This window comes from Streptomyces sudanensis, from assembly GCF_023614315.1.
Taxonomy (GTDB): domain Bacteria; phylum Actinomycetota; class Actinomycetes; order Streptomycetales; family Streptomycetaceae; genus Streptomyces; species Streptomyces sudanensis.
In genome coordinates, this window is record NZ_CP095474.1 from 4,799,325 (window position 1) to 4,818,920 (window position 19,596).

The 19,596-nt window shown below is 74.6% G+C and carries 15 protein-coding genes; 9 read left to right on the forward strand and 6 right to left on the reverse strand.

What is annotated here, in order from left to right; all coding sequences use genetic code 11:
- Window positions 1–52 precede the first annotated feature (52 nt).
- Window positions 53–844, forward strand: coding sequence for a metal-dependent hydrolase (locus MW084_RS22240; RefSeq protein ID WP_010476434.1), 792 nt, complete (start codon window positions 53–55; stop codon window positions 842–844).
- A gap of 35 nt (window positions 845–879) precedes the next feature.
- Here MW084_RS22240 and MW084_RS22245 read toward each other — a convergent pair whose 3' ends face one another.
- Window positions 880–1,329, reverse strand: a complete 450-nt coding sequence (locus MW084_RS22245) for a MarR family winged helix-turn-helix transcriptional regulator (RefSeq protein ID WP_010476424.1) — start codon at window positions 1,327–1,329, stop codon at window positions 880–882.
- Between the two features lie 116 nt (window positions 1,330–1,445).
- On the opposite strand from MW084_RS22245, the gene MW084_RS22250 reads away from it, so the two are divergent.
- Together MW084_RS22250 and mltG are read left to right on the forward strand one after the other, a co-directional pair.
- A partial coding sequence (locus MW084_RS22250; RefSeq protein ID WP_275563756.1) for an ABC transporter ATP-binding protein occupies window positions 1,446–3,269 on the forward strand: 1,824 nt, incomplete at its 3' end.
- Window positions 3,270–3,569: 300 nt separating this feature from the next.
- The gene (mltG, locus tag MW084_RS22255; RefSeq protein WP_010469548.1) at window positions 3,570–4,460 is read left to right on the forward strand and encodes an endolytic transglycosylase MltG; all 891 of its coding nucleotides are present in this window, start codon (window positions 3,570–3,572) and stop codon (window positions 4,458–4,460) included.
- Between the two features lie 42 nt (window positions 4,461–4,502).
- Here the strand turns inward: mltG and MW084_RS22260 are convergent, their stop codons facing one another.
- Window positions 4,503–5,603 carry an FAD-dependent oxidoreductase gene (locus MW084_RS22260; RefSeq protein ID WP_010469550.1) on the reverse strand — a complete coding sequence of 367 codons (1,101 nt, stop codon included), beginning with the start codon at window positions 5,601–5,603 and terminating at the stop codon, window positions 4,503–4,505.
- Window positions 5,604–5,666: 63 nt separating this feature from the next.
- Here MW084_RS22260 and MW084_RS22265 point away from each other — a divergent pair, with 63 nt between their 5' ends.
- Window positions 5,667–6,089 carry a secondary thiamine-phosphate synthase enzyme YjbQ gene (locus tag MW084_RS22265; protein WP_010469551.1) on the forward strand — a complete coding sequence of 141 codons (423 nt, stop codon included), beginning with the start codon at window positions 5,667–5,669 and terminating at the stop codon, window positions 6,087–6,089.
- Between the two features lie 75 nt (window positions 6,090–6,164).
- On the opposite strand, the gene MW084_RS22270 is transcribed toward MW084_RS22265, so the two are convergent.
- Window positions 6,165–8,792 carry an AMP-binding protein gene (locus tag MW084_RS22270; RefSeq protein WP_010469553.1) on the reverse strand — a complete coding sequence of 876 codons (2,628 nt, stop codon included), beginning with the start codon at window positions 8,790–8,792 and terminating at the stop codon, window positions 6,165–6,167.
- Window positions 8,793–8,962: 170 nt separating this feature from the next.
- On the opposite strand from MW084_RS22270, the gene MW084_RS22275 reads away from it, so the two are divergent.
- From MW084_RS22275 to MW084_RS22285, 3 genes are read left to right on the forward strand one after another with little or no spacing between them, the layout of a single operon-like run.
- Entirely contained in the window at window positions 8,963–9,982 is a 1,020-nt protein-coding gene (locus MW084_RS22275) for an iron ABC transporter substrate-binding protein (protein ID WP_010469555.1), read from the forward strand.
- Window position 9,983: 1 nt separating this feature from the next.
- Window positions 9,984–11,573 carry an ABC transporter permease gene (locus MW084_RS22280; RefSeq protein ID WP_010469557.1) on the forward strand — a complete coding sequence of 530 codons (1,590 nt, stop codon included), beginning with the start codon at window positions 9,984–9,986 and terminating at the stop codon, window positions 11,571–11,573.
- Window positions 11,570–12,616 (forward strand): ABC transporter ATP-binding protein, encoded by a 1,047-nt coding sequence (locus MW084_RS22285; RefSeq protein ID WP_010469558.1) that lies wholly within the window; start codon window positions 11,570–11,572, stop codon window positions 12,614–12,616. The genes MW084_RS22280 and MW084_RS22285 overlap by 4 nt, the downstream gene beginning before the upstream one ends.
- Before the next feature lie 200 nt (window positions 12,617–12,816).
- Here MW084_RS22285 and MW084_RS22290 read toward each other — a convergent pair whose 3' ends face one another.
- Together MW084_RS22290 and MW084_RS22295 are read right to left on the reverse strand one after the other, a co-directional pair.
- Complete coding sequence (locus MW084_RS22290) at window positions 12,817–13,026, reverse strand: DUF397 domain-containing protein (protein WP_010469560.1); 210 nt, start codon at window positions 13,024–13,026, stop codon at window positions 12,817–12,819.
- The gene (locus MW084_RS22295) at window positions 13,023–13,895 is read right to left on the reverse strand and encodes a helix-turn-helix domain-containing protein (protein WP_029553377.1); all 873 of its coding nucleotides are present in this window, start codon (window positions 13,893–13,895) and stop codon (window positions 13,023–13,025) included. Before MW084_RS22295 ends, MW084_RS22290 begins: the two co-directional genes overlap by 4 nt.
- Before the next feature lie 412 nt (window positions 13,896–14,307).
- Here MW084_RS22295 and MW084_RS22300 point away from each other — a divergent pair, with 412 nt between their 5' ends.
- Both MW084_RS22300 and MW084_RS22305 read left to right on the forward strand, forming a co-directional pair.
- On the forward strand, window positions 14,308–15,801 hold the full coding sequence (locus MW084_RS22300; RefSeq protein ID WP_010469564.1) for an IMP dehydrogenase: 1,494 nt from the start codon (window positions 14,308–14,310) through the stop codon (window positions 15,799–15,801).
- 217 nt (window positions 15,802–16,018) lie between these two features.
- Window positions 16,019–17,308: an outer membrane protein assembly factor BamB family protein gene (locus MW084_RS22305; protein WP_158684305.1), complete on the forward strand. Its 1,290-nt coding sequence runs from the start codon at window positions 16,019–16,021 to the stop codon at window positions 17,306–17,308.
- A 223-nt stretch (window positions 17,309–17,531) separates the two neighbouring features.
- On the opposite strand, the gene MW084_RS22310 is transcribed toward MW084_RS22305, so the two are convergent.
- Complete coding sequence (locus MW084_RS22310; protein WP_029553378.1) at window positions 17,532–19,586, reverse strand: HelD family protein; 2,055 nt, start codon at window positions 19,584–19,586, stop codon at window positions 17,532–17,534.
- Window positions 19,587–19,596 lie beyond the last annotated feature (10 nt).

The window sequence follows — 19,596 nt, forward strand, 5'->3', positions numbered from 1 at the left end:
GTACCCTGTGCCGTCGATTCGGCACACCACACCACCGGGGCGGGGCACGCACATGATGGGACCGGCGCACTCGCTCTCCGGGGCGGCGGCCTGGCTGGGGGTGGGCGCCGCGACCGAGGCCGCCGGGCACCCGATGCCGTGGCCGGTCCTCGTCGCCGGGGCGCTGATCTGCGCCGGCGCGGCGCTCGCCCCCGACCTCGACCACAGGTCGGCGACGATATCCCGCGCCTTCGGGCCGCTGTCCCGCTGGGTGTGCGAGGTCGTCGACCGGCTGGCGTACGCCGTGTACAAGGCGACCCGCACCCGTACCGACCCGCGCAGGAACGGCGGCCACCGCACGCTGACCCACACGGCGCTCTGGGCGGTCGCGACCGGCGCCGGCTGCTCCGCGCTCGCCGTCGCCGGCGGCCGCTGGGCCGTCCTCGGCCTCCTCTTCGTCCATGTGGTCCTCGCCGTCGAGGGCCTGCTGTGGCGGGCGGCCCGCGTCTCCAGCGACGTGCTGGTGTGGCTGCTCGGCGCGGCCGGCGCCTGGATCCTCGCCGGCATCCTGGACCGGCCCGGCAACGGCGCGGACTGGCTGTTCGACGCCCCCGGCCAGGAGTACCTGTGGCTGGGGCTGCCCGTCGTGCTCGGCGCGCTGGTGCACGATCTCGGCGACGCGCTGACCGTCTCGGGCTGCCCCCTCCTGTGGCCCCTGCCGATCGCGCGGAAGCGCTGGTACCCGGTCGGGCCGCCGAAGGCGCTGCGGTTCAGGGCGGGCAGCTGGGTGGAGGTCAGGGTGCTGATGCCGCTGTTCACGGTGCTCGGCGGGTACGGCGGCCTGGCCGCGCTCGACGTGGTCTGACCCCGGCGCGGTCCGCCCCGGCGGCGCGCGGAGGCTCAGCGGTGCCGCTCCGGCACCCCGTCGACCAGGGCGGACAGCAGACCGCCGAGCACCTGGCGCTGCTCGGCGGTCAGCGGGGCCAGTACGTCCTCCGCCGCGGTCCGGCGCGCGCTCCCGAGCAGTTTCAGCGTGGCGCGGCCCTCGTCCGTGAGCTCGATCCGGGTGACGCGGCGGTTGGCCGGGTCGGGGACGCGGCGCACCCGGCCGCTCGCCTCCAGTCCGTCGACCAGGCTGGTCACCGCGCGGGGGACGACCTCCAGCCGCTCGGCGAGGTCGGCCATGCGGGGCGGCGCCTCGTAGCACGCGACCGTGCGCAGCAGACGCGACTGCGCGGGCGTGATGCTGATGTCCGCGGCCTCCAACTGCCTTTGCTGGCTGCGGTGGAGCCGGCGGGTCAGCCGCAGCAGCCGCTCGGCGAGCAGGCCGTCGGCGTCGGGTGCGTTCATAATCGGGAGAGTATCAGGACCATGCTCATGGTGAACACAGGTAACAATGGGCTAGGCTCTGCGACGCAGGGCCGCGCCCCGTTCCCCCGGGGCGCACGACCGGCCGGAAGGAGCCCATGCGTATCCACGCCGAGTCCACCTGGACCCCGCCCCCTCCCGACCCGGACCAGCCCCCGGCGCAGATCGGCCGCATCCTGCGCCTCTTCCGCGCCTACCGCGGCCGGCTCGCCCTCGTCGGCCTGCTCGTCGGCGCCTCGTCGCTGGTCGGGGTCGCCTCCCCGTTCCTCCTGCGGGAGATCCTGGACACGGCCATCCCGCAGGGGCGCACGGGCCTGCTCAGCCTGCTCGCGCTCGGCATGATCCTCACCGCGGTGGTGACCAGCGTCTTCGGCGTCCTGCAGACGCTGATCTCGACCACGGTCGGGCAGCGCGTCATGCACGACCTGCGCACGGCGGTCTACGCGCAACTCCAGCGGATGCCGCTCGCCTTCTTCACCAGGACGCGCACGGGCGAGGTCCAGTCGCGCATCGCCAACGACATCGGCGGCATGCAGGCCACCGTCACCTCGACGGCCACCTCGCTCGTCTCGAACCTGACGGCCGTCGTCGCCACGGTCGTCGCGATGCTCGCGCTCGACTGGCGGCTCACGGTCGTCTCGCTCCTCCTGCTGCCCGTCTTCGTGTGGATCAGCCGCCGGGTCGGCAGGGAGCGCAAGGCGATCACCACGCAGCGGCAGAAGCAGATGGCCGCCATGGCGGCGACGGTCACCGAGTCCCTGTCCGTCAGCGGCGTCCTGCTGGGGCGCACCATGGGCCGTACCGACTCGCTGACCAGGTCCTTCGCGGCCGAGTCCGAGCGCCTCGTCGACCTGGAGGTCCGCGCCTCCATGGCCGGGCGGTGGCGGATGGCGTCCGTCAGCATCGTCATGGCCGCCATGCCCGCGGCGCTCTACTGGGCGGCCGGGCTCGCGCTCCAGGCGGGCGGACCGGCCATCTCCATCGGTACGCTCGTCGCCTTCGTCTCCCTCCAGCAGGGGCTGTTCCGCCCCGCCGTCGGCCTCCTGTCCACGGGGGTGCAGATCCAGACCTCGCTCGCGCTCTTCCAGAGGATCTTCGAATACCTCGACCTGCCGGTCGACATCGCCGAGCCCGAGCGCCCGGTCCGCCTGGGCAGGATCCGCGGCGAGGTCCGGTTCGAGGACGTCCGCTTCCACTACGACGAGGGCGACGAGAAGAGCGGCCCCGCCCTCGACGGCATCGACATCACCGTCCCGGCGGGCAGCAGCCTGGCCGTCGTCGGCGCCACCGGCTCCGGCAAGTCCACCCTCGGCTACCTGGTGCCCCGCCTGTACGACGTGACCGGGGGCCGGGTCACGCTCGACGGCGTCGACGTGCGCGACCTCGACTTCGACAGCCTCACCCGCGCGGTGGGCGTCGTCTCCCAGGAGACGTACCTGTTCCACGCGTCGGTCGCCGACAACCTCCGCTTCGCCCGGCCCGGCGCCACCGACGCCGAGATCGAGGCCGCCGCCCGGGCGGCCCAGATCCACGACCACATCGCCTCGCTGCCCGAGGGGTACGACACCCTGGTCGGCGAGCGCGGCTACCGCTTCTCCGGCGGCGAGAAGCAGCGCCTGGCCATCGCCCGGACCATCCTGCGCGACCCGCCCGTGCTCATCCTCGACGAGGCGACCAGCGCCCTGGACGCCCGGACCGAGCACGCCGTCCAGCAGGCGATCGACGACCTGTCCGCCGGCCGGACGACGATCACCATCGCCCACCGGCTCTCCACCGTCCGCGACGCCGACCAGATCGTCGTCCTGGACGCCGGCCGCATCGTCGAGCGCGGCACCCACGACGAACTGCTCGCCAGGGGCGGCCGGTACGCGGCGCTGGTCTCCGGGGACCTGCGGGCGGACGGGGCCCCGCTCCCGTGGGGCNGGGGNNCNNGNNAGGCGGACGGAGCGGGCGTCGGGCCGGCCGGCCCGCGGGGCGGCTGACACCGGCGGGAGACCGGTGAGGGCCCCGGCGGGAGACCGGTGAGGGCCCCGGGGGAAGACCGGTGAGGGCCCCGGGGGAAGACCGGTGACGGACCCGGCGGAAGACCGGTGACGGACCCGGCGGAAGACCGGTGACGGACCCCGCCCCGGTGGCCGCTCCGCCCCTCCACCGACCCGGTCACGCCCCTCCGTCTGTCCGATATGCGAAATTTGGGGGAGTGTGCGGGTTACCGTGCCTGCATGAGGTACCAGGCTCCGAAGGCGCCCCACCGCAGACGCGGCAGACATGGCAGACACCGCGGACACGGCGGGCTGCGGCTGACCCGCCGCGGCCGGATCGTCCTGATCACCGGCGTGCTCGCCCTCGTCGCGGCGGGCGTCCTGGTGCCGCTGCTCCTCCTCCGGGAACCCCCCGCCCCGCCGCCCCCGCCACGGGCGACCCGGACGCTCCTCGTCCCGGAGGGCTGGCGCGCCGCCCAGGTCTACGAGGCGGTGGACAAGGCGTTGCGCCTGCCGCCCGGCACCACCCGCATGGAGGCGGCCGGCGCCGGCCTCGACCTGCCGGCCGCCGCGCGGGGCAACCCCGAGGGCTTCCTCTTCCCGGCGACGTACCCGGTCGACGACACGACCACGCCGCGGAGCCTGCTGAGGTACATGGTCACCACGGCCAGGGAGCGGTTCGGCAAGCCGGAGGTCGCCCAGGGGGCCCAGCGCACCGGCGCCGGCCTCTACGAGACGGTCGTCATCGCCAGCATCGTGCAGGCCGAGGCGGACACGGAGGGCGACATGGGGAAGGTCGCCCGCGTCATCCGCAACCGGCTCGCCCGCGGCATGCCCCTCCAGATGGACTCGACGCTCAACTACGCCCTCGACCGCTCCACCCTCGACACCTCGCACGCCGACACCCGCGTCAAGAGCCCGTACAACACCTACACCACCGCCGGGCTGCCGCCGACGCCGATCGGCAACCCCGGCGAGCAGGCCGTGCGCGCCGCGGTCGGCCCGCCGCCCGGCGACTGGCTGTACTTCGCCACCGTCAAGCCCGGCGACACCCGCTTCACCGCCGACTACGACGAGCACCTGGCCAACGTCGCGGAGTTCAACCAGCACCGCCGCACCGCCGCCCCCTGACACGCCGTCGCGCCACCGCCACCCCCCGACAGGCCGCGGCGCTCAGGCCGCCGCCGGACCGCGCTCCAGCAGCCGCCGCACGTCCCGGACGGCGGCCCGCCCGGCCCGGTTCGCCCCGACGGTCGACGCGGACGGACCGTAGCCGACGAGGTGGACCCGCTCGTCGCGCACGGCCCGGGTGCCGTCCATCCGCACCCCGCCGCCCGGCTCGCGCAGCCGCAGCGGCGCCAGGTGGCCGATCGCCGCCCGGAAGCCGGTCGCCCAGAGGATCACGTCCGCCTCCACGGACCACCCCTGCCCGCCCGCCGCGTCCGCGTCCCAGGCCACGCCGGTCGGGGTGATCCGGTCGAACATCGGCAGCCGGTCCAGGACGCCGCGCGCCCGCGCCTCCCGGACCGCGTCGTTCAGCGGCAGTCCCGTCACGCTCACCACGCTGCGCGGCGGCAGGCCCCGGCGCACCCGCTCCTCCACCAGGGCGACCGCCGCCCGCCCCTCGGCCTCGCCGAAGCCCTCCTCGCGGTACTCGGGCTCGCGCCGCGTCACCCACGTCGTCTCCGCCGCCACCCCGGCGACCTCCATCAGGTGCTGCGTGCCGGAGGCCCCGCCGCCGACCACGACCACCCGCAGCCCGGCGAACGGCCCGGGCCCCGGGTAGTCCGCCGTGTGCAGCTGCCGCCCCCGGAACGTCCCCTGCCCCGGGTAGCGCGGCCAGAACGGCCGGTCCCAGGTGCCCGTCGCGTTGATCAGCGCCCGCGCCGCGTACACCCCCTCGGACGTCTCCACGCGCAACCGCCCGCGCTCCCCGTCCCGCACCGCCGCCACGTCGACGGGCCGGTGCACCCGCAGGCCGAACGCCTCCTCGTAGCGGGCGAAGTACTCCCCGATCACCTCGGACGAGGGGCGGCCCGCGTCCGCCCCGGTCAGCTCCATGCCGGGCAGCGCGTGCATCCCGTGCACCCTGCCGTACGTCAGCGACGGCCACCGGAACCGCCAAGCGCCGCCCGGGCCCGGGGCGCGGTCCAGCACGACGAAGTCCCGGTCGGGCGCGTACCCGGCGCGCCGCAGGTGGTACGCGGCGGACAGCCCGGCCTGGCCGGCGCCCACGACGGCCACGTCCACGTCCCGTACCTCGAACCCGCTCACACCTCCACCAACTCCCCGGACGCGGGGGATCTTCCCGGCCCGCCGGGCGGGCACCATGGAGCCATGAGCGACGCATTCACCACCCGCATCCTGAACATCACCACCGGACGCCGCGAGACGGTCCACGACCTGACCGAGGCGTGCGCCGCCTTCCTCGGCGAGGTGGCGGCCGGCCGCGACGGCCTGCTGAACGTCTTCACCCCGCACGCCACGGCAGGCGTCGCCCTCATCGAGACGGGCTCCGGCAGCGACGACGACCTGCTGGCCGCCCTGCACACCCTCCTGCCCGCCGACGAGCGCTGGCAGCACCGCCACGGCAGCCCCGGCCACGGCCGCGACCACGTCCTGCCGGCCCTGGTCCCGCCCCACGCGACCCTCCCGGTCGTCTCCGGGCGCCTGGCGCTGGGCACCTGGCAGTCGGTGTGCCTGGTCGACACCAACAAGGACAACCCCGACCGCCAGGTGCGGCTGAGCTTCCTGGGCTGACGGGGCCGGTACCGGCGGAGGCCCCGGACGGGACGGACACCGGTCCTCCCGTCCGGAGCCCCCGGCTCCCGCCCCTCAGCCCCGGGCCGCCGGGTACCGCCTCCCGAGCGCCGGGTACCGCCTCCCGAGGCGGGTCGCGGCGCGGCGCCCGGCGGCCCGGAGCGTCGGCAGGCGCCGGGCGAGCCGGCCGGTCGCCGCGGCGTACCCGATGCCGAAGAGCAGGGACGCGACGAGCGCCAGGTGCTTCGAGACGCCGTCGAGGACCGGGTAGACCTGCCAGTGCGTCAGGTAGATGGCGAGCGAACTGCTCGCGAGTAGGCCGGCCGCCCGGTTGAGGCGGCGGGTGCTCGGCAGGGTCGGGAACCACGCCAGGAGGCAGAAGCCCACCATGACGAACGCCTCCCGGCGCGGCTCGCCGGGGAAGAACCCGGGGACGGCGGCGAGGGCCGCGACGGTCACCAGGAGCCGCTGGGGCACCGTGCGGGACCGGGCCGCGGCCCAGCCGAGGGCGAAGAGCCAGAAGACGGTGACCGCGTCGGTCATCTGGGCGCGGGCCGGCAGGCCCACCAGTTCGTAGCGGGCGAGCAGGCCGAGGCCGGCCAGGGCGGCCGGCAGCCCGTACGGCAGGCGGCGCTCCAGGCGGTGGACCGCGGGGACGGCGAGCAGCGCCGTCACGACCAGCAGGATGTAGACGAGGGCCTCGACGAACCACAGGTGGATCCCGGGGCCCATCGCCTCCGGCCAGAGCGCGTTGTGCAGGAGCAGGACGTTGGACAGGTCGTAGTCGTCGGTGACGAGGAGCGCGGCGGCGGTCCAGGCCATGGTGGGGACGGCGATCCGCGCGACGCTGCGCAGGGAGCGGCGCGCCCGTTCGCGGCGTCCGGGCGAGGACAGGAGGAACCGGGCGAAGTTGAACCCGGCGACGGCGAGCAGGAGGTGGGCCCCGCCGCGCAGCTCGAAGAGGCGGATGTGCGAGCCGACGACGCACACGATGGCCACCGCGCGCAGGGCGACGCTGGTCTCGACGCTCCGCCGCCGCGCCCGGCCGCCCGGTCCGGACGCCGGGGCGTGCCCCGCCAGTTCGCGGATGGTGGCGGTGTGCCACTGGGGCGGCACCCGGCCGAGGCGCTGTTCGAGGTGGAGCGAGGTCTCCACGTACGACAGGGAGTCGCCGCCGAGGGAGACGAAGGAGTCGTCGGGCGTCGCGTCCGGGCGGTCCAGGAGCCGCGCGTACAGCGCGCACAGGGATTCCGGGGTCACGCCCTCCTCCGCCGGGGGCGCCTTTGCCGCGGTCTCCCCGGCCGGGCCGTCGAGGGCGCGCACGGCCCGGTAGTCGGGCTTCCCCGTGGGCAGCCGGGGCAGTTCGCGCACCAGGTGGACGTGGACGGCGCGGGCGGGCAGGCCGCACTCCTCCGCCACGATCCCGCGGACCCGCCGCTCGTCCCACCCGGGCGCGCGGACGACGGCGAGGACGATCCGCTCGTCGTCCCCCGTGCACAGGGCGGCCTGCCCGTGCCGTTCCAGCATCGCCTCGATCCGCTGCGGGTCGACGCGCAGGCCGAGGATCTTCAGGAAGCGGCTGCGGCGCCCGACGATCTCGTACAGGCCGGCCTCGGTGCGGCGGGCGAGGTCGCCGGTGCGCAGGGCGTCGACCGTGCGGCCGAGGGCGAGGTCGCCGGGGGTGCTGGCGTAGCCGAGCATGACGTTCGGGCCGGTGTAGACGAGTTCGCCCACGCCGTCGGGCGCGTCCTCGACCGGCTCCAGGCGGAACGAGCCGCCGGGGACCGGGACGCCGATCGCGCCGGGGTGCTCGGCGGCCAGGGCGGGCGGCAGGTACGCCATGCGGGCGGTCGCCTCCGTCTGCCCGTACATGACGAACAGGTCCCAGCCGCGCCGCCGCCCCAGCGCGGCGTACCGGGCGACCCGCTCGGGCGCCAGCCGCCCGCCCGCCTGGGTGACGTACCGCAGGTGGGGCAGGTCCATGTCGGCGAAGCCGACCCGGTCGAGCAGGTCGAAGGTGTACGGGACGCCGGCCAGGGCGGTGCCGCGGGCGGACCGGAAGAGGTCCCAGAAGCAGGCGTCGGCCACCGAGAGGCCGGTCAGGACGAGCCCGGCGCCGCGCAGCAGGTGGCTGTGGATCACCGACAGCCCGTAGCAGTAGTGCATCGGCAGGGTGGTCGCGGCCCGGTCGGTGCCGCGGATGCCGAGGTACGCGGCGATCGACTCGGCGTTCGCCTGGAGGTTCTCGTACGACAGCCGCACCAGCTTCGGGGAGCCGGTGGAGCCGGAGGTGCTGAGCAGCAGCGCCAGGTCGGGGTGGAGGGCGTGCGCGGAGACGGCCCGGCGCTCCTCGATCCGCCACTCGCCGCCCGCCTCCGGGCGGACCACCACGTCGGGGTCGTACGCGGCGGTGAGGGCGGCGACCGCCTCGGGGTGGTCGCCGGGCACCAGCAGCACCGGGTGGCCGGCCGCCAGCGCGGCCAGGTACGCCACGAGCGCCCCGGTCTCGTTGGCGCCGGGCAGCAGGACCAGCCGCCGCTCCGGGCCGAGCCGCCGCGCCGCCTCCTCGACCCGGGCCGCCAGGTCGCGGTACGAGACCTCGCCGCCGGCCGTCACCAGGGCGGTGCGGTCGCCGTGGCGTGCGAGGTCGCGGGCGAGGGGCAGGGCGTGGCCGTCGACGGGCGGGGCGGGGAGGAGCGTCACGGACGCATCGTAGGTAAGGCTTCCCTTATCGAGAAGAGGGAGGTGGTTCCGGACGCCTCCGCGCGACCGGGCCGCTATCAAACCCGGCTTGACTATTAGGTAAGCTTTACCTTATCAATGCCGTATTCACCGGTTCTCCCCACTGATGACGGCAGGAAGGCACCACCCGTATGCGCCGCCCCTTGGCCCGCACGTTGACCGCGATAGCCGCGGCCGTCCTGCTCACCCCGGCGCTCGCCGCCTGCGGCAGTGACGAACCGGCCGACCTCGTCATCTACTCCGGCCGCAACGAGAACCTCGTGCAGCCGCTCATCGAGAAGCTGGAGAAGCACCTCGGCGCCGACGTCGAGGTCCGCTACGGCGACAGCGCCGAACTCTCCGCCCAGCTCCTCGAAGAGGGCGACAGGACCGAGGCCGGCCTCTTCCTCTCCCAGGACGCCGGCGCCCTCGGCGCGCTCTCCAAGGAGCAGCGCCTCGCCCCGCTCCCCGAGGCCACCCTCGGCAAGGTCGCCCCCGCCCACCGCGGTTCCGCCGGCGACTGGGTCGGCGTCAGCGGCCGGGTCCGCGTCCTCGCCTACCACCCCGGCCAGGTCCCCACCCCGCCGAACAGCGTCCACGACCTCGTGAAGCCGGAGTGGAAGGGCAAGATCGGCTTCGCGCCGACCAACGCCTCCTTCCAGGCGTTCGTCACCGGCATGCGCGTCCTGGAGGGCGACGAGGCCACTCGCACCTGGCTCCGGGGCCTCAAGGCCAACGCGCCCAAGGCGTACGAGAAGAACACCGAGGTCCTGGAGGCCGTCGACAAGGGCGAGGTCGCCGTCGGACTGCTCAACCACTACTACTGGTACGAGCGGGTCGCCGAGAAGGGCGCCGACAAGGTCGCGGCCAAGGTCCACTACCTGCCCGGCGGCGACCCGGGCGGCCTCGTCAACGTCGCCGGCGCGGCCGTCCTCAAGGGCGCCGGCGCCAAGCAGGCCGCGCACGCCCGCAAGGCCGTCGACTTCCTCCTGTCGGCCGAGTCCCAGCGGTACTTCGCCGAGGAGACCAAGGAGTACCCGCTGGCCGCCGGCGTGAAGACGGCCGAGGGCGTCCCGTCGATGGAGTCCCTCCAGCCGCCGAAGATCGACCTCGGCAGGCTCGACTCCCTCAAGCAGACCCTCGCCATGCTCCAGGACGTCGGGCTCGTCTGACATGGCCTCACCGGACGCCCCCGTCCGGCCGCGTGACGCCTCCCGCCCGGCGGGTGCCCCGGCACCCGCCGGGCGGCGGCGCGCCACCGGCCGGCCCGCCTGGATCCTGGTCGTGCCCGCCACGGCCGCCGCCCTGCTCGCCGTCCTCCCCCTGGGCTACCTCGCCGTCCGCGCCCTCGAACGCGGCCCCGCCCACGCCTGGGACGTCGTCGCGGACGAGCGGACCGGCCAACTCCTCCTGCGCAGCCTCGGCCTGACCGCCGCGGTCGTCGCCGCCTGCCTGGCCATCGCCGTCCCCCTCGCCTGGCTCACGGCCCGCACCGCGCTGCCCGGCGCCCGCGCCTGGTCCGTCCTGGTCACCCTGCCGCTGGCCGTGCCGAGTTACGTCACCGCCTACGCTTGGCTGTCCGCCGTGCCGTCGCTGGCCGGCTTCACCGGATCGGCCCTCGCCCTCACCCTGGCCTGCTTCCCGTACGTCTACCTGCCCGTCGCCGCCGCGCTGCGCGGCACCGACCCCGGGCACGAGGAGGCGGCCCGCTCCCTCGGCCACGGCCCCTGCCGCACCTTCCTGCGCGTCACCCTGCCCCAGCTGCGGCCCGCCGCGGCGGGCGGCGCCCTCCTCGTCGCGCTGTACGTGCTCTCCGACTTCGGCGCCGTCTCCCTCATGCGGTACGACACCTTCACCCGGGGCATCTACACCTCCTACCGCGCCAGCTTCGACCGCACCCCGGCCGCCGCGCTCAGCGTCGTCCTGGTCGTCATGACCGTGCTGCTCGTCACCGCCGAGACCCGCACCCGGGGCCGCGCCGACTACGCCCGCACCGGCACCGGCACCGCCCGGCGGGCCGTCCCCCTCGCCCTCGGACGCCTCAAGCCCCTCGCCCTCGCCTGGTGCGGCGCGATCGTCGCCCTGGCCGTCGGCTTCCCGCTCGCCACGCTCGGCTACTGGCTCGCCGTCGGCACCTCCGCCACCTGGGACCCGGCCGCGCTGACCACCACCGCCCTCACCACCCTCGGCGTCGCCGCCGCGGGCGCCGCCGTGACCACCCTGCTCGCGCTGCCGCTCGGCGTCATCGCCGCCCGCCACCGCGGCCGCCTCGCCCACCTCCTCGAACAGGCCGCCTACGCGGGCCACGCCGTGCCGGGCATCACCGTCGCGCTCGCCCTGGTGTTCCTCGCCGTCCGCTACGCGCGCCCGCTCTATCAGGAGACACCCCTGCTGGTCTGCGCGTACGCGGTGCTCTTCCTGCCCGTCGCGGTCGCCGCCACCCGCGCCGCCGTCCTCCAGGCGCCGCCCGTCCTCGACGACGTCGCCCGCTCCCTGGGGCGCACCCCCCTCGGCGTGCTGCGGGAGGTCACCCTGCCGCTCGCCGCGCCCGGCGTCGCGGCCGGCGCCGCCCTCACCTTCGTCGTCTGCATGAAGGAACTCCCCGCCACACTGCTGCTGCGCCCCACCGGCATGGACACCCTGGCGACCCGGCTGTGGACCGAGACCGGCACCGGGTCCTTCGCCGCCGCCGCCCCCTACGCCGCCGCGCTGATCCTGCTGGCCGCCGTCCCCTCGTACCTCCTCGGAAGGCACCGCACATGAACGACCTCCAGGTCAGCGGCCTGGTCAAGGCGTACGGGCCGGGAGCTCCGGTCCTCGACGGGCTCGACCTCACCGTCCGCGGGGGCGCCCTCGCCGCCGTCCTGGGCCCGTCCGGCTGCGGCAAGACGACCCTGCTGCGGGTGGTGGCCGGCTTCCTGAAGGCCGACGCCGGCACCGTCACGGTCGCCGGACGCCTCCTCGGCGGCCCCGGCGTCCACCTGCCGCCCGAGCGGCGCCGCATCGGGATCGTCCCCCAGGAGGGCGCGCTCTTCCCGCACCTGAGCGTCGCCCGGAACATCGCCTTCGGCCTGCGGGACCTCGACCGCCCGGCCCGGCGGACGCGCGTGGGGGAGATGCTCGACCTGGTGGGCCTGCCCGGCTACGGCGACCGCATGCCGCACGAACTCTCCGGCGGCCAGCAGCAGCGCGTGGCCCTCGCCCGCGCCCTCGCCCCGCGCCCCCACCTCGTCCTGCTCGACGAGCCGTTCAGCGCGCTCGACAGCGGACTGCGCGGCGCCGTGCGGGCGGAGGTCCGCGCCGTGCTCCGGGAGAGCGGCGCGACCGGCCTGCTCGTCACGCACGACCAGCAGGAGGCGCTCTCCACCGCCGACGTCGTCGCCGTCCTGCGCGGCGGGCGGGTGGCGCAGTGCGCCGCCCCCGAGGAGCTCTACCGCCGGCCCGTCGACCCGTGGCTGGCCTCCTTCGTCGGGGACGCCGTCCTGGTCCCCGGCACCGCTGACGGGGACACCGCCACGACCGCGCTGGGCCGCGTCCCGCTGGCCGCCGCCCCGGCCGGCCGGCGCGAGGGCCTGGTCCTGCTCAGGCCCGAACAGCTCCGGATCGTGGAACCGGGCGGCGCCGACGCCGAGGGCGTCGTGACCGACGTCCGCTTCTTCGGCCACGACGCCCTGGTCACCGTCGCCGTCGACGGCCTGGACGGACCGGTCGACGTCCGCGCCCCCGCCCCCCTGCGGGTGGAACCCGGCCGGAGGGTCGGCGTCCGCCTCACCGGCGAGGCCACCCTGCACCCGCACGGAGACTGAACCGGCCCGGCACCCGGACCGAACGGGCCGCCCGAACGGGCCGCCGGGACGGGCCGCCCGAAGGGGTCGCCCGGACGGCCGGCGAACCGGACCGGCGAAATGCACCGGTGAAATGCACCGGTGAAACGCCTCGGGGTGCCTCCGGAACGAGATCCGGAGGCACCCCGAGCGGGTGCGCCGCCCTGTGCGTCGGTCCGCCGTCAGACGGAGGCCCCGCGCGCGTGGGCGGTGAACGCCGCCCACTGCTCACGGGAGAAGGCCAGCGTCGCTTCCGTCTTCTTCGAGTCCCGGACGTGCACGGTGCCGGGAGAGGCGGCGACCTCCACGCAGTCGCCGCCGTTCGTACCGCTGTGGCTGCTCTTGAACCAAGCGAGTCCACCAGGCTGCCTGGTGTGCTGTTCGACGCTCATAGCTCTCCTGCCATGCGCTCGATGAGGTGGGCAGACTCCTCCGGGTACAGAGCCTGTGACCGCAGCATTCCATACCGCAGCCAGAACTCGCTCACCTCGTTCCGGTCGGATCGGATGCTCACGACCCCCTGTGCCTCGATGCAGACGAACCGCCGGTGTTCGAGTGTCTCCAACAGGACCATCTGGCCGTTCACCCTGCTGTGGGCACCCCGCTGTGTCGGCATCACCTGAACTCCGATGTTGCGCAGACGGGTCTGTTCGTGGAGGTACGTCAACTGCTCCTTCATCACGGTGGTGCCCCCCACCATTCGGCGGAGGGCGCCCTCTTCGATGACGAAGGAGAACACCACGCACGAGTTCTTGCGGCTCGGGTTCTTACGGCTCAGGAGTTCCTGGCGGGCGAGCCGCGCTGCGAGGTGCTGCTCGATCACTTCCTCGCCCAGCGGGGGGAAGTGCGCTTCGAGAAGGGCGCGCGCGTACGCCTCGGTCTGCAGCAACCCCGGCACCAGCATCGGGTCGTACGAGAAGCGGCTGACGGCCTCGGCCTCCAGCAGGGCGAAGTCCTGGAAGAACAACGGCAGTTTGGCCCGGTCCACGTCCTCCTGGAGCACCCGCAGCGCCCCGCCCGCCTCCAGCACCCGTTCCGCGGCCTCGGTGAAGGCGCGCTTGGCGGGGCGCCGCCCCCGCTCGACCGAGGAGACCTGCTCCATCGAGTAGCCGATCGCGTCCGCGAGGGCCTGCTGGGTGAGACCGGCCCGCTCGCGGAAGAGGCGGACCAGCTTGCCGTACGCGCACCACACCGAAGGGTGCTCCCTGTCCGGTCCGCGCCGTCCGGCCGTCCGGCACTTCCGTTCCTCTGCCCTGTCCATCACGCCCCCTGCCTGCCGCGGTGTTCCGTCGCGTGGGGAACGACCGCCCCGCCACTCCGGTCGCGGCCGAAGACCGGTACAACCACCGCACGGACCGGTACAACCACGGCAGGGACCCGTACAACCACCGCACGCACAACGGCGCCACCGGAGGGGGGACGGGCGGTGCGATAAGGTCACGCATGGCGTGATGGAAGCAGCGCCTGTGCAGCACCGCGCGGGTCCCGGTTCGTCGTGACCTCGCCGCCCACCCGGCCGCATGTGCGAGCACCGACCCGCCGAGTGCGCCCGCCCCCAGAACGTCCGGAGCGGATTCTTCCGTCAACGCACCACCGGCCGGCGTCGATCCGTACCGCCCGTACGAGCCCCGCCGGTCGGCCGACCGACGCGCGGGCTCCTTTCTGGAGACGACGTGAGAATCCTCCCCGAGATTTCCCGCACCCTGAGCGAATACCTCCTCATCCCGGGCCTGACCACGGAAGACTGCACGCCGGACAACGTGGACCTCGGGGCGCCGCTGGTGCGCCACCCGGTCGGCGGGGAACCGGCGATCCGGATCGCCACCCCCATGGTGAGCGCTATCATGCAGGCGGTGTCGTCGCCGACGCTGGCGGTGGCGCTGGCGCAGGTCGGCGGACTGTCGTTCGTCCACCAGAACCAGCGGATCGAGGACCAGGCCGCGGACGTGACGGCGGTGAAGCGGCACAAGGCCGGCTTCCGGACCGGCGAGGTCACCGTGGCACCGCTGACGCCCCTCGGCGAGGTCGCCCGGCGGCTGGCCGACACCGAGCAGGGCGTGGCCGTGGTCACGGAGAACGGCGAGGCGGACGGCGGGTTCCTGGGGATCATCGGCCTCGACGACTTCCACCTGGAGCGCCACGGGGCCTCCGAGACCGCCGCCAACCGGATGCGGCGCCGGGACGACCTGGTCACCGCGCCCGCCTCGGTCTCGCTGTCCGAGGCGAACGAGTCGATCTGGCGGCACCACCTGGACGTCCTGCCGGTGCTCGAAGGCGACCGGGTCGTCTCCCTGGTCCTCAGGAGCGACTACCAAGCCCACAAGACGTACCACCGCGCGACCGTGGACGCCGGGAAGCGCCTGCGGGTGGGCGCCGGCGTCAACTCCCGCGACTACCGGGACCGCATCCCCGCCCTGGTGGAGGCCGGCGCGGACGTGCTGTGCCTGGACTCCTCCGACGGCTACTCCGTGTACCAGGCGAGGGTCCTCGAATTCGCCCGGAAGACGTACGGCGACGACGTCCACGTCGGCGCGGGGAACGTCGTCGACGGCCGGGCCTTCCGGTACCTGGCCGACGCGGGCGCCGCGTTCGTGAAGGTCGGGATCGGCGGCGGCGCCATCTGCACCACCCGGGCGCAGAAGGGCATCGGCCGCGGGCAGGCGTCCGCGCTGCTCGACGTGGTCCAGGAACGCGACGCCTACGCCCGGGAGACCGGGCAGTACGTGCCGCTGTGCTGCGACGGGGGCCTGCTCGACGACTCCCACATGGCGATGGCGCTGGCCATGGGGGCGGACTTCGTCATGCTCGGCCGTTACTTCGCCCGGCTCGACGAGAGCCCGTCGAGGAAGCTGCAGATCGGAGGCCAGTGGTACAAGGAGTACTGGGGTGAGGGCTCACGGCGCGCCCAGAACGCGGCCCGCTACGGCCAGCGCGGCCGGATGGTCTTCGAGGAGGGCGTCGACGGTTACGTGCCCTACGCCGGCAGCCTGTACGACAACGTGGAGCGGACCCGGGCCAAGATCGTCTCGACGCTGATCAGCTGCGGGTCGACGAACCTGCGGGACTTCCACCGCGACGCGGTGCTCGTCCCGGTGTCCGCGGAGTCGTTCAAGCAGACCGGCGCCGAGGTGCAACTGCGCCAGGCCACTGCCGACTTCGGAGAGTGACCCGACCGGCCGGGGGCGCGGTCCCGGCCGGAACGGCTCCGTGCCCCGCCCCTGACAGGGATGACCGGTGCCGGCCCGTTCGCCGGTGCGGCCGTTCCCGTGCCGGCCGGGCGGGCCGGTTTCCGCAGATCCGGTCGTCGTCCGCGTCGTTCGCAGTGGTTGGCGCGGGCTCGGTGCCGTCGTCTGCGGCACCATGCCGACGCTAGAGTCGTCCGTCGTGACCGCGACAGCTCCTCAGCCGACCGACCCGCCGTCCGGCGCCGAACCGGGCGGGCTGTCGCGTCGACGACTGCTCACCGGGGGCGCCGCGTTGACCGCGCTGGGGGCCGGCGGGACCGCGGCGTGGGCGGCCTGCGTACGCGGAGGGGACGCGGAACCCCGGGACACCGGGACCGTGCCCGCGCCGCAACCCCGCTGGACGCGTGACTTCTCCACCCCGTCGAGCCTCGTGGGGGTGGCCGGCGGCGTGCTCGTGGTCTCCGGCGCGGGAGAAGGCCCGCAGTCGTGGTGGCTGGCCGGCGTCGACGTCCTCAGCGGGGCGAGGCTGTGGCAGTCCCGTTCGTACAGCACCGTGACCGACGTGGGCGAGTTGCTCGCCGTCGGCGTGAACGTGGAGGAGCTGGGCCACGTCGCGGACGGGACGGTCAGGGGCGTCGATCCGAGGACGGGCGAGATGGTCCCCCTCCGGGGCGATCTCGGCCGCCCCGGAGACGGCCTGGACACCGTGCACGCGACCGGGCAGCCCGGTGTCGTCCACCTGAGCGGTCCCGAGGCCGTCGCCGCGTACGACCTCGCGTCCCGCAGCCGCCTGTGGATCGCGCGCCACTCGTCCTGTCGGCCGGGCGCGGTCGCCGGTGGGGTCCTGCTCTGCACCACCGAGGGGAGGGACGCGGTCGTCGGCCTCGATCGGGCCGACGGCACCCGACGGTGGCGCCGGACATTCGCCCCGGGCGCCCTCGGCCCCATCGGCCCGAGGTCGGTCGGGGCCGGAACGGTGTACCTGGGCGGCCGGGAGGTCGTCGCGCTGGACGCCGACGGCGGCGAGGAGCTCTGGCGATGGGGGGCGGACCGGAAGGCCGGCCCCCGGCCGGACCGGCAGTACTACCAGGCCCCGCAGCCGGTGGGCGGCGTGGTCCACACCGTTGCGCCGGACGGCAGGAAGCCCGACGGCAGTTCGACGTTCAGCCTGATCGCGCTGGACGCGGCGACGGGCCGGCACCTGTGGACCCACCGGTCCGCCAGAGGAATGTTCGACCGGATGGGCGCGCCCCTGGTCCGCCGCGGCACGGTGTACGTCGACACGGGCGACGGGACCCGGCCGATCGTCGCCGTCGACACGCGCACGCACGCGACGCGCTGGGTTCTCCGCGGCTCCGCCACGTCCCAGGAGTGGGGCGGGGGAGCCCTTCTGGACGGGGCCACGTTGTACGTCTCGACGGGCACCCGGGTCGTGGCGCTGCCGATGGGCGCCGGGCGGAGCCGGGGGCAGGGCCCCGACGTCCGCTGACACCGGGCAGACGGCCGGCCCCGGCCCGGTCCCGGCCCGGTCCCGGCCCCGGTCTCCGGTGGGCCGGTGCCCCGTGCGCCCGGGGCGGAGGCCCGTGGGCGGACCGCCCGGCCGGCCCGTTCCGGGATGGAGGCCGGCTGGGCCGGGGTGAGCGGTCCCGTGCGCGGGTCGGTGTCCGTACCGCGCCGGGTACGCGCGCGAGGACGACGCGGACGCCGGGCCGTCAGGCGGGCCGGGCGGCGATGGTGCAGAGGCGCTTGGTGGCCCGGGTCAGCGCCACGTACAGGTCCCTCTCCCCATTGGGGCGGGCCGTGACGATCTCCTCGGGGTTCAGGACGACGACCCCGTCGAATTCCAGGCCGCGTGCTTCGGACGCCGGCACGACGCGTGCGTGGTGGGCGACGCCCCGGGCCGTCAACTCGCTCACCCTGGTGTCGGCGCAGATCACTCCCAGAAGCTCGCCCGGGTGCGCGGTGCTCTGGGCGCGGAGTTCCCGGACGACCGCGGTGGCCAACCCGTCCGGAGGTGTGGTCACGGTGCGGGGGCTCTCACCGCTTCGCAGTGACCGTGTGGGCTTCTGCTCCGGTGCGATCCGCGTGAGCAGGTCCCGGACGCTGTCCAGGATCTCCTGCGTGGTGCGGTAGCTGACGGTCAGTTCGTGCAGTGTGAACCGCGGTCCGACGTGGGGGCTCAGCGCCTCCTCCCAGTCGCGTGCCGTCGTGACCGGGCCCGCCTGGGCGAAGTCGCCCACCAGCGTCATCGACCGTGCCGGGCAGCGGCGGACGATCATCCGCCACTGCATGGCGGTCAGTTCCTGCGCCTCGTCGACGACGACGTGCCCGTACGTCCGCTCGGGAGGGCCGTCGACCAGGCTCGCCGCCTCGTCCAGCAGCGGCACGTCCGCATCGGTCCACGGGGCGTCCGGACCGCGCAGCAGAAGGGACCGCTCCCGCGCGGTCAGGCGGGGCAGGTGCTCGGCGAGGGCGTCGGCGTCCGTCAGGAGCGCCCTCACGAGGTCGCCGGGTACCAGCCGCGGCCACAACGCCTCGACCGCCCGGTCGACGCCGGCGTCGTCGAGGAGATCGGCCCGGATGGCGTCCACGTCCAGTTCGTGGGCCGGACCGGGGTCGGCCGCACCTTCGGCACGGCGCTGGGCGACTCCCGTGAACCGGTCGAGGTCGATGCCCGTCATCTTTTCCGCATCGGCGTCGATCTGCTCCAGGATGTCGCCCACGTCTCGCTGCATCGCGTCGGTGACGGCGTCGATCAGAAGCTTTTTGAACACCCGGCGCGCGGGGTTGTGCCCCGGTACGGCGGCCGCGGCGGCGTCGCGCGCCACGGCGACCTCCTCGCCGGAGAGGCGGACCGACTCCCGTCCGACCCGCACGGTGAAGTCACCGGCGGGGGCCTGGTGGGCGCGCAGCAGGCCGGCCAAGGTGTCGGCGAGGCCGGAGCCGCCCTTCAGCCGTGCCGTGTCGAACGAGTCCGCCGTGCCCACCGTTTTCGCCGCGTCCGCCGTGTCCGCGGGCATCCCGGCCAGTTCCCGGCAGGTCGCCAGGACGACGTCGTTCTCCCCGAGCGAGGGAAGGACCTGGGAGATGTAGTCGAGGAACCGGGCATTCGGACCCACCACCAGTACCCCCTCCTCCGCGGCGCGCGGAAAGGCGTACAGGACGTAGGCCGCCCGGTGCAGGGCGACCACCGTCTTGCCGGTGCCGGGCCCGCCCTGCACCACGGTCACCCCGCGGTGGGCGGAGCGGACGATCTTGTCCTGTTCGGCCTGCAGCGTCGCGACGGCCGAATGCATCCTGCCCGTACGCCGTGCCGACAGGGCCTCGGCCAACGGGCCGTCCCCCACGACGTCCTCGTCGGTCGGCTCGGTCCCGTCCAGCAGCTCGTCGCTCACCGAGACGACCGCGCGTTCCTCGAGGCGCAGGTGCCGGCGCCGCCGCAGTCCCATCGGATGCACCGGTGTCGCCTCGTAGAAGGGCCGCGCCGCGTGCGCGCGCCAATCCACGAGCAGCGGCAGATCGTCCTCCTCCCGGTGCAGTCCGATCCGCCCGACACGCAGGGCCGTGCCGTCCGTCCGGTCGACGCGCCCGAAGACCAGTCCCTTCTCGGCACCCTCCAGTCGGCCGATTTCCCTGGTCAGACGCTCGACGACGAGTTCCCTCTCGTAGGCTTCGCCGGCGCTGTCCGCCGGGGTCTTCAGCACCTTCGCCCGATCTGCTCGCGCCTCGGAAAGCCGCTCGGTGAGCAACTCGTATAAGGAGGACACGTAATTCTGC

Bases quoted from the DNA above. Each gene is read 5' to 3' on its own strand.
- MW084_RS22285 (WP_010469558.1), top strand. From the start codon at position 11,570: ATGAACGACCTCCAGGTCAGCGGCCTGGTCAAGGCGTACGGGCCGGGA.
- MW084_RS22240 (WP_010476434.1), top strand. From the start codon at position 53: ATGATGGGACCGGCGCACTCGCTCTCCGGGGCGGCGGCCTGGCTGGGG.
- MW084_RS22275 (WP_010469555.1), top strand. From the start codon at position 8,963: ATGCGCCGCCCCTTGGCCCGCACGTTGACCGCGATAGCCGCGGCCGTC.
- MW084_RS22280 (WP_010469557.1), top strand. From the start codon at position 9,984: ATGGCCTCACCGGACGCCCCCGTCCGGCCGCGTGACGCCTCCCGCCCG.
- MW084_RS22295 (WP_029553377.1), bottom strand. From the start codon at position 13,895: ATGGACAGGGCAGAGGAACGGAAGTGCCGGACGGCCGGACGGCGCGGA.
- MW084_RS22290 (WP_010469560.1), bottom strand. From the start codon at position 13,026: ATGAGCGTCGAACAGCACACCAGGCAGCCTGGTGGACTCGCTTGGTTC.
- mltG (WP_010469548.1), top strand. From the start codon at position 3,570: ATGAGGTACCAGGCTCCGAAGGCGCCCCACCGCAGACGCGGCAGACAT.
- MW084_RS22265 (WP_010469551.1), top strand. From the start codon at position 5,667: ATGAGCGACGCATTCACCACCCGCATCCTGAACATCACCACCGGACGC.
- MW084_RS22245 (WP_010476424.1), bottom strand. From the start codon at position 1,329: ATGAACGCACCCGACGCCGACGGCCTGCTCGCCGAGCGGCTGCTGCGG.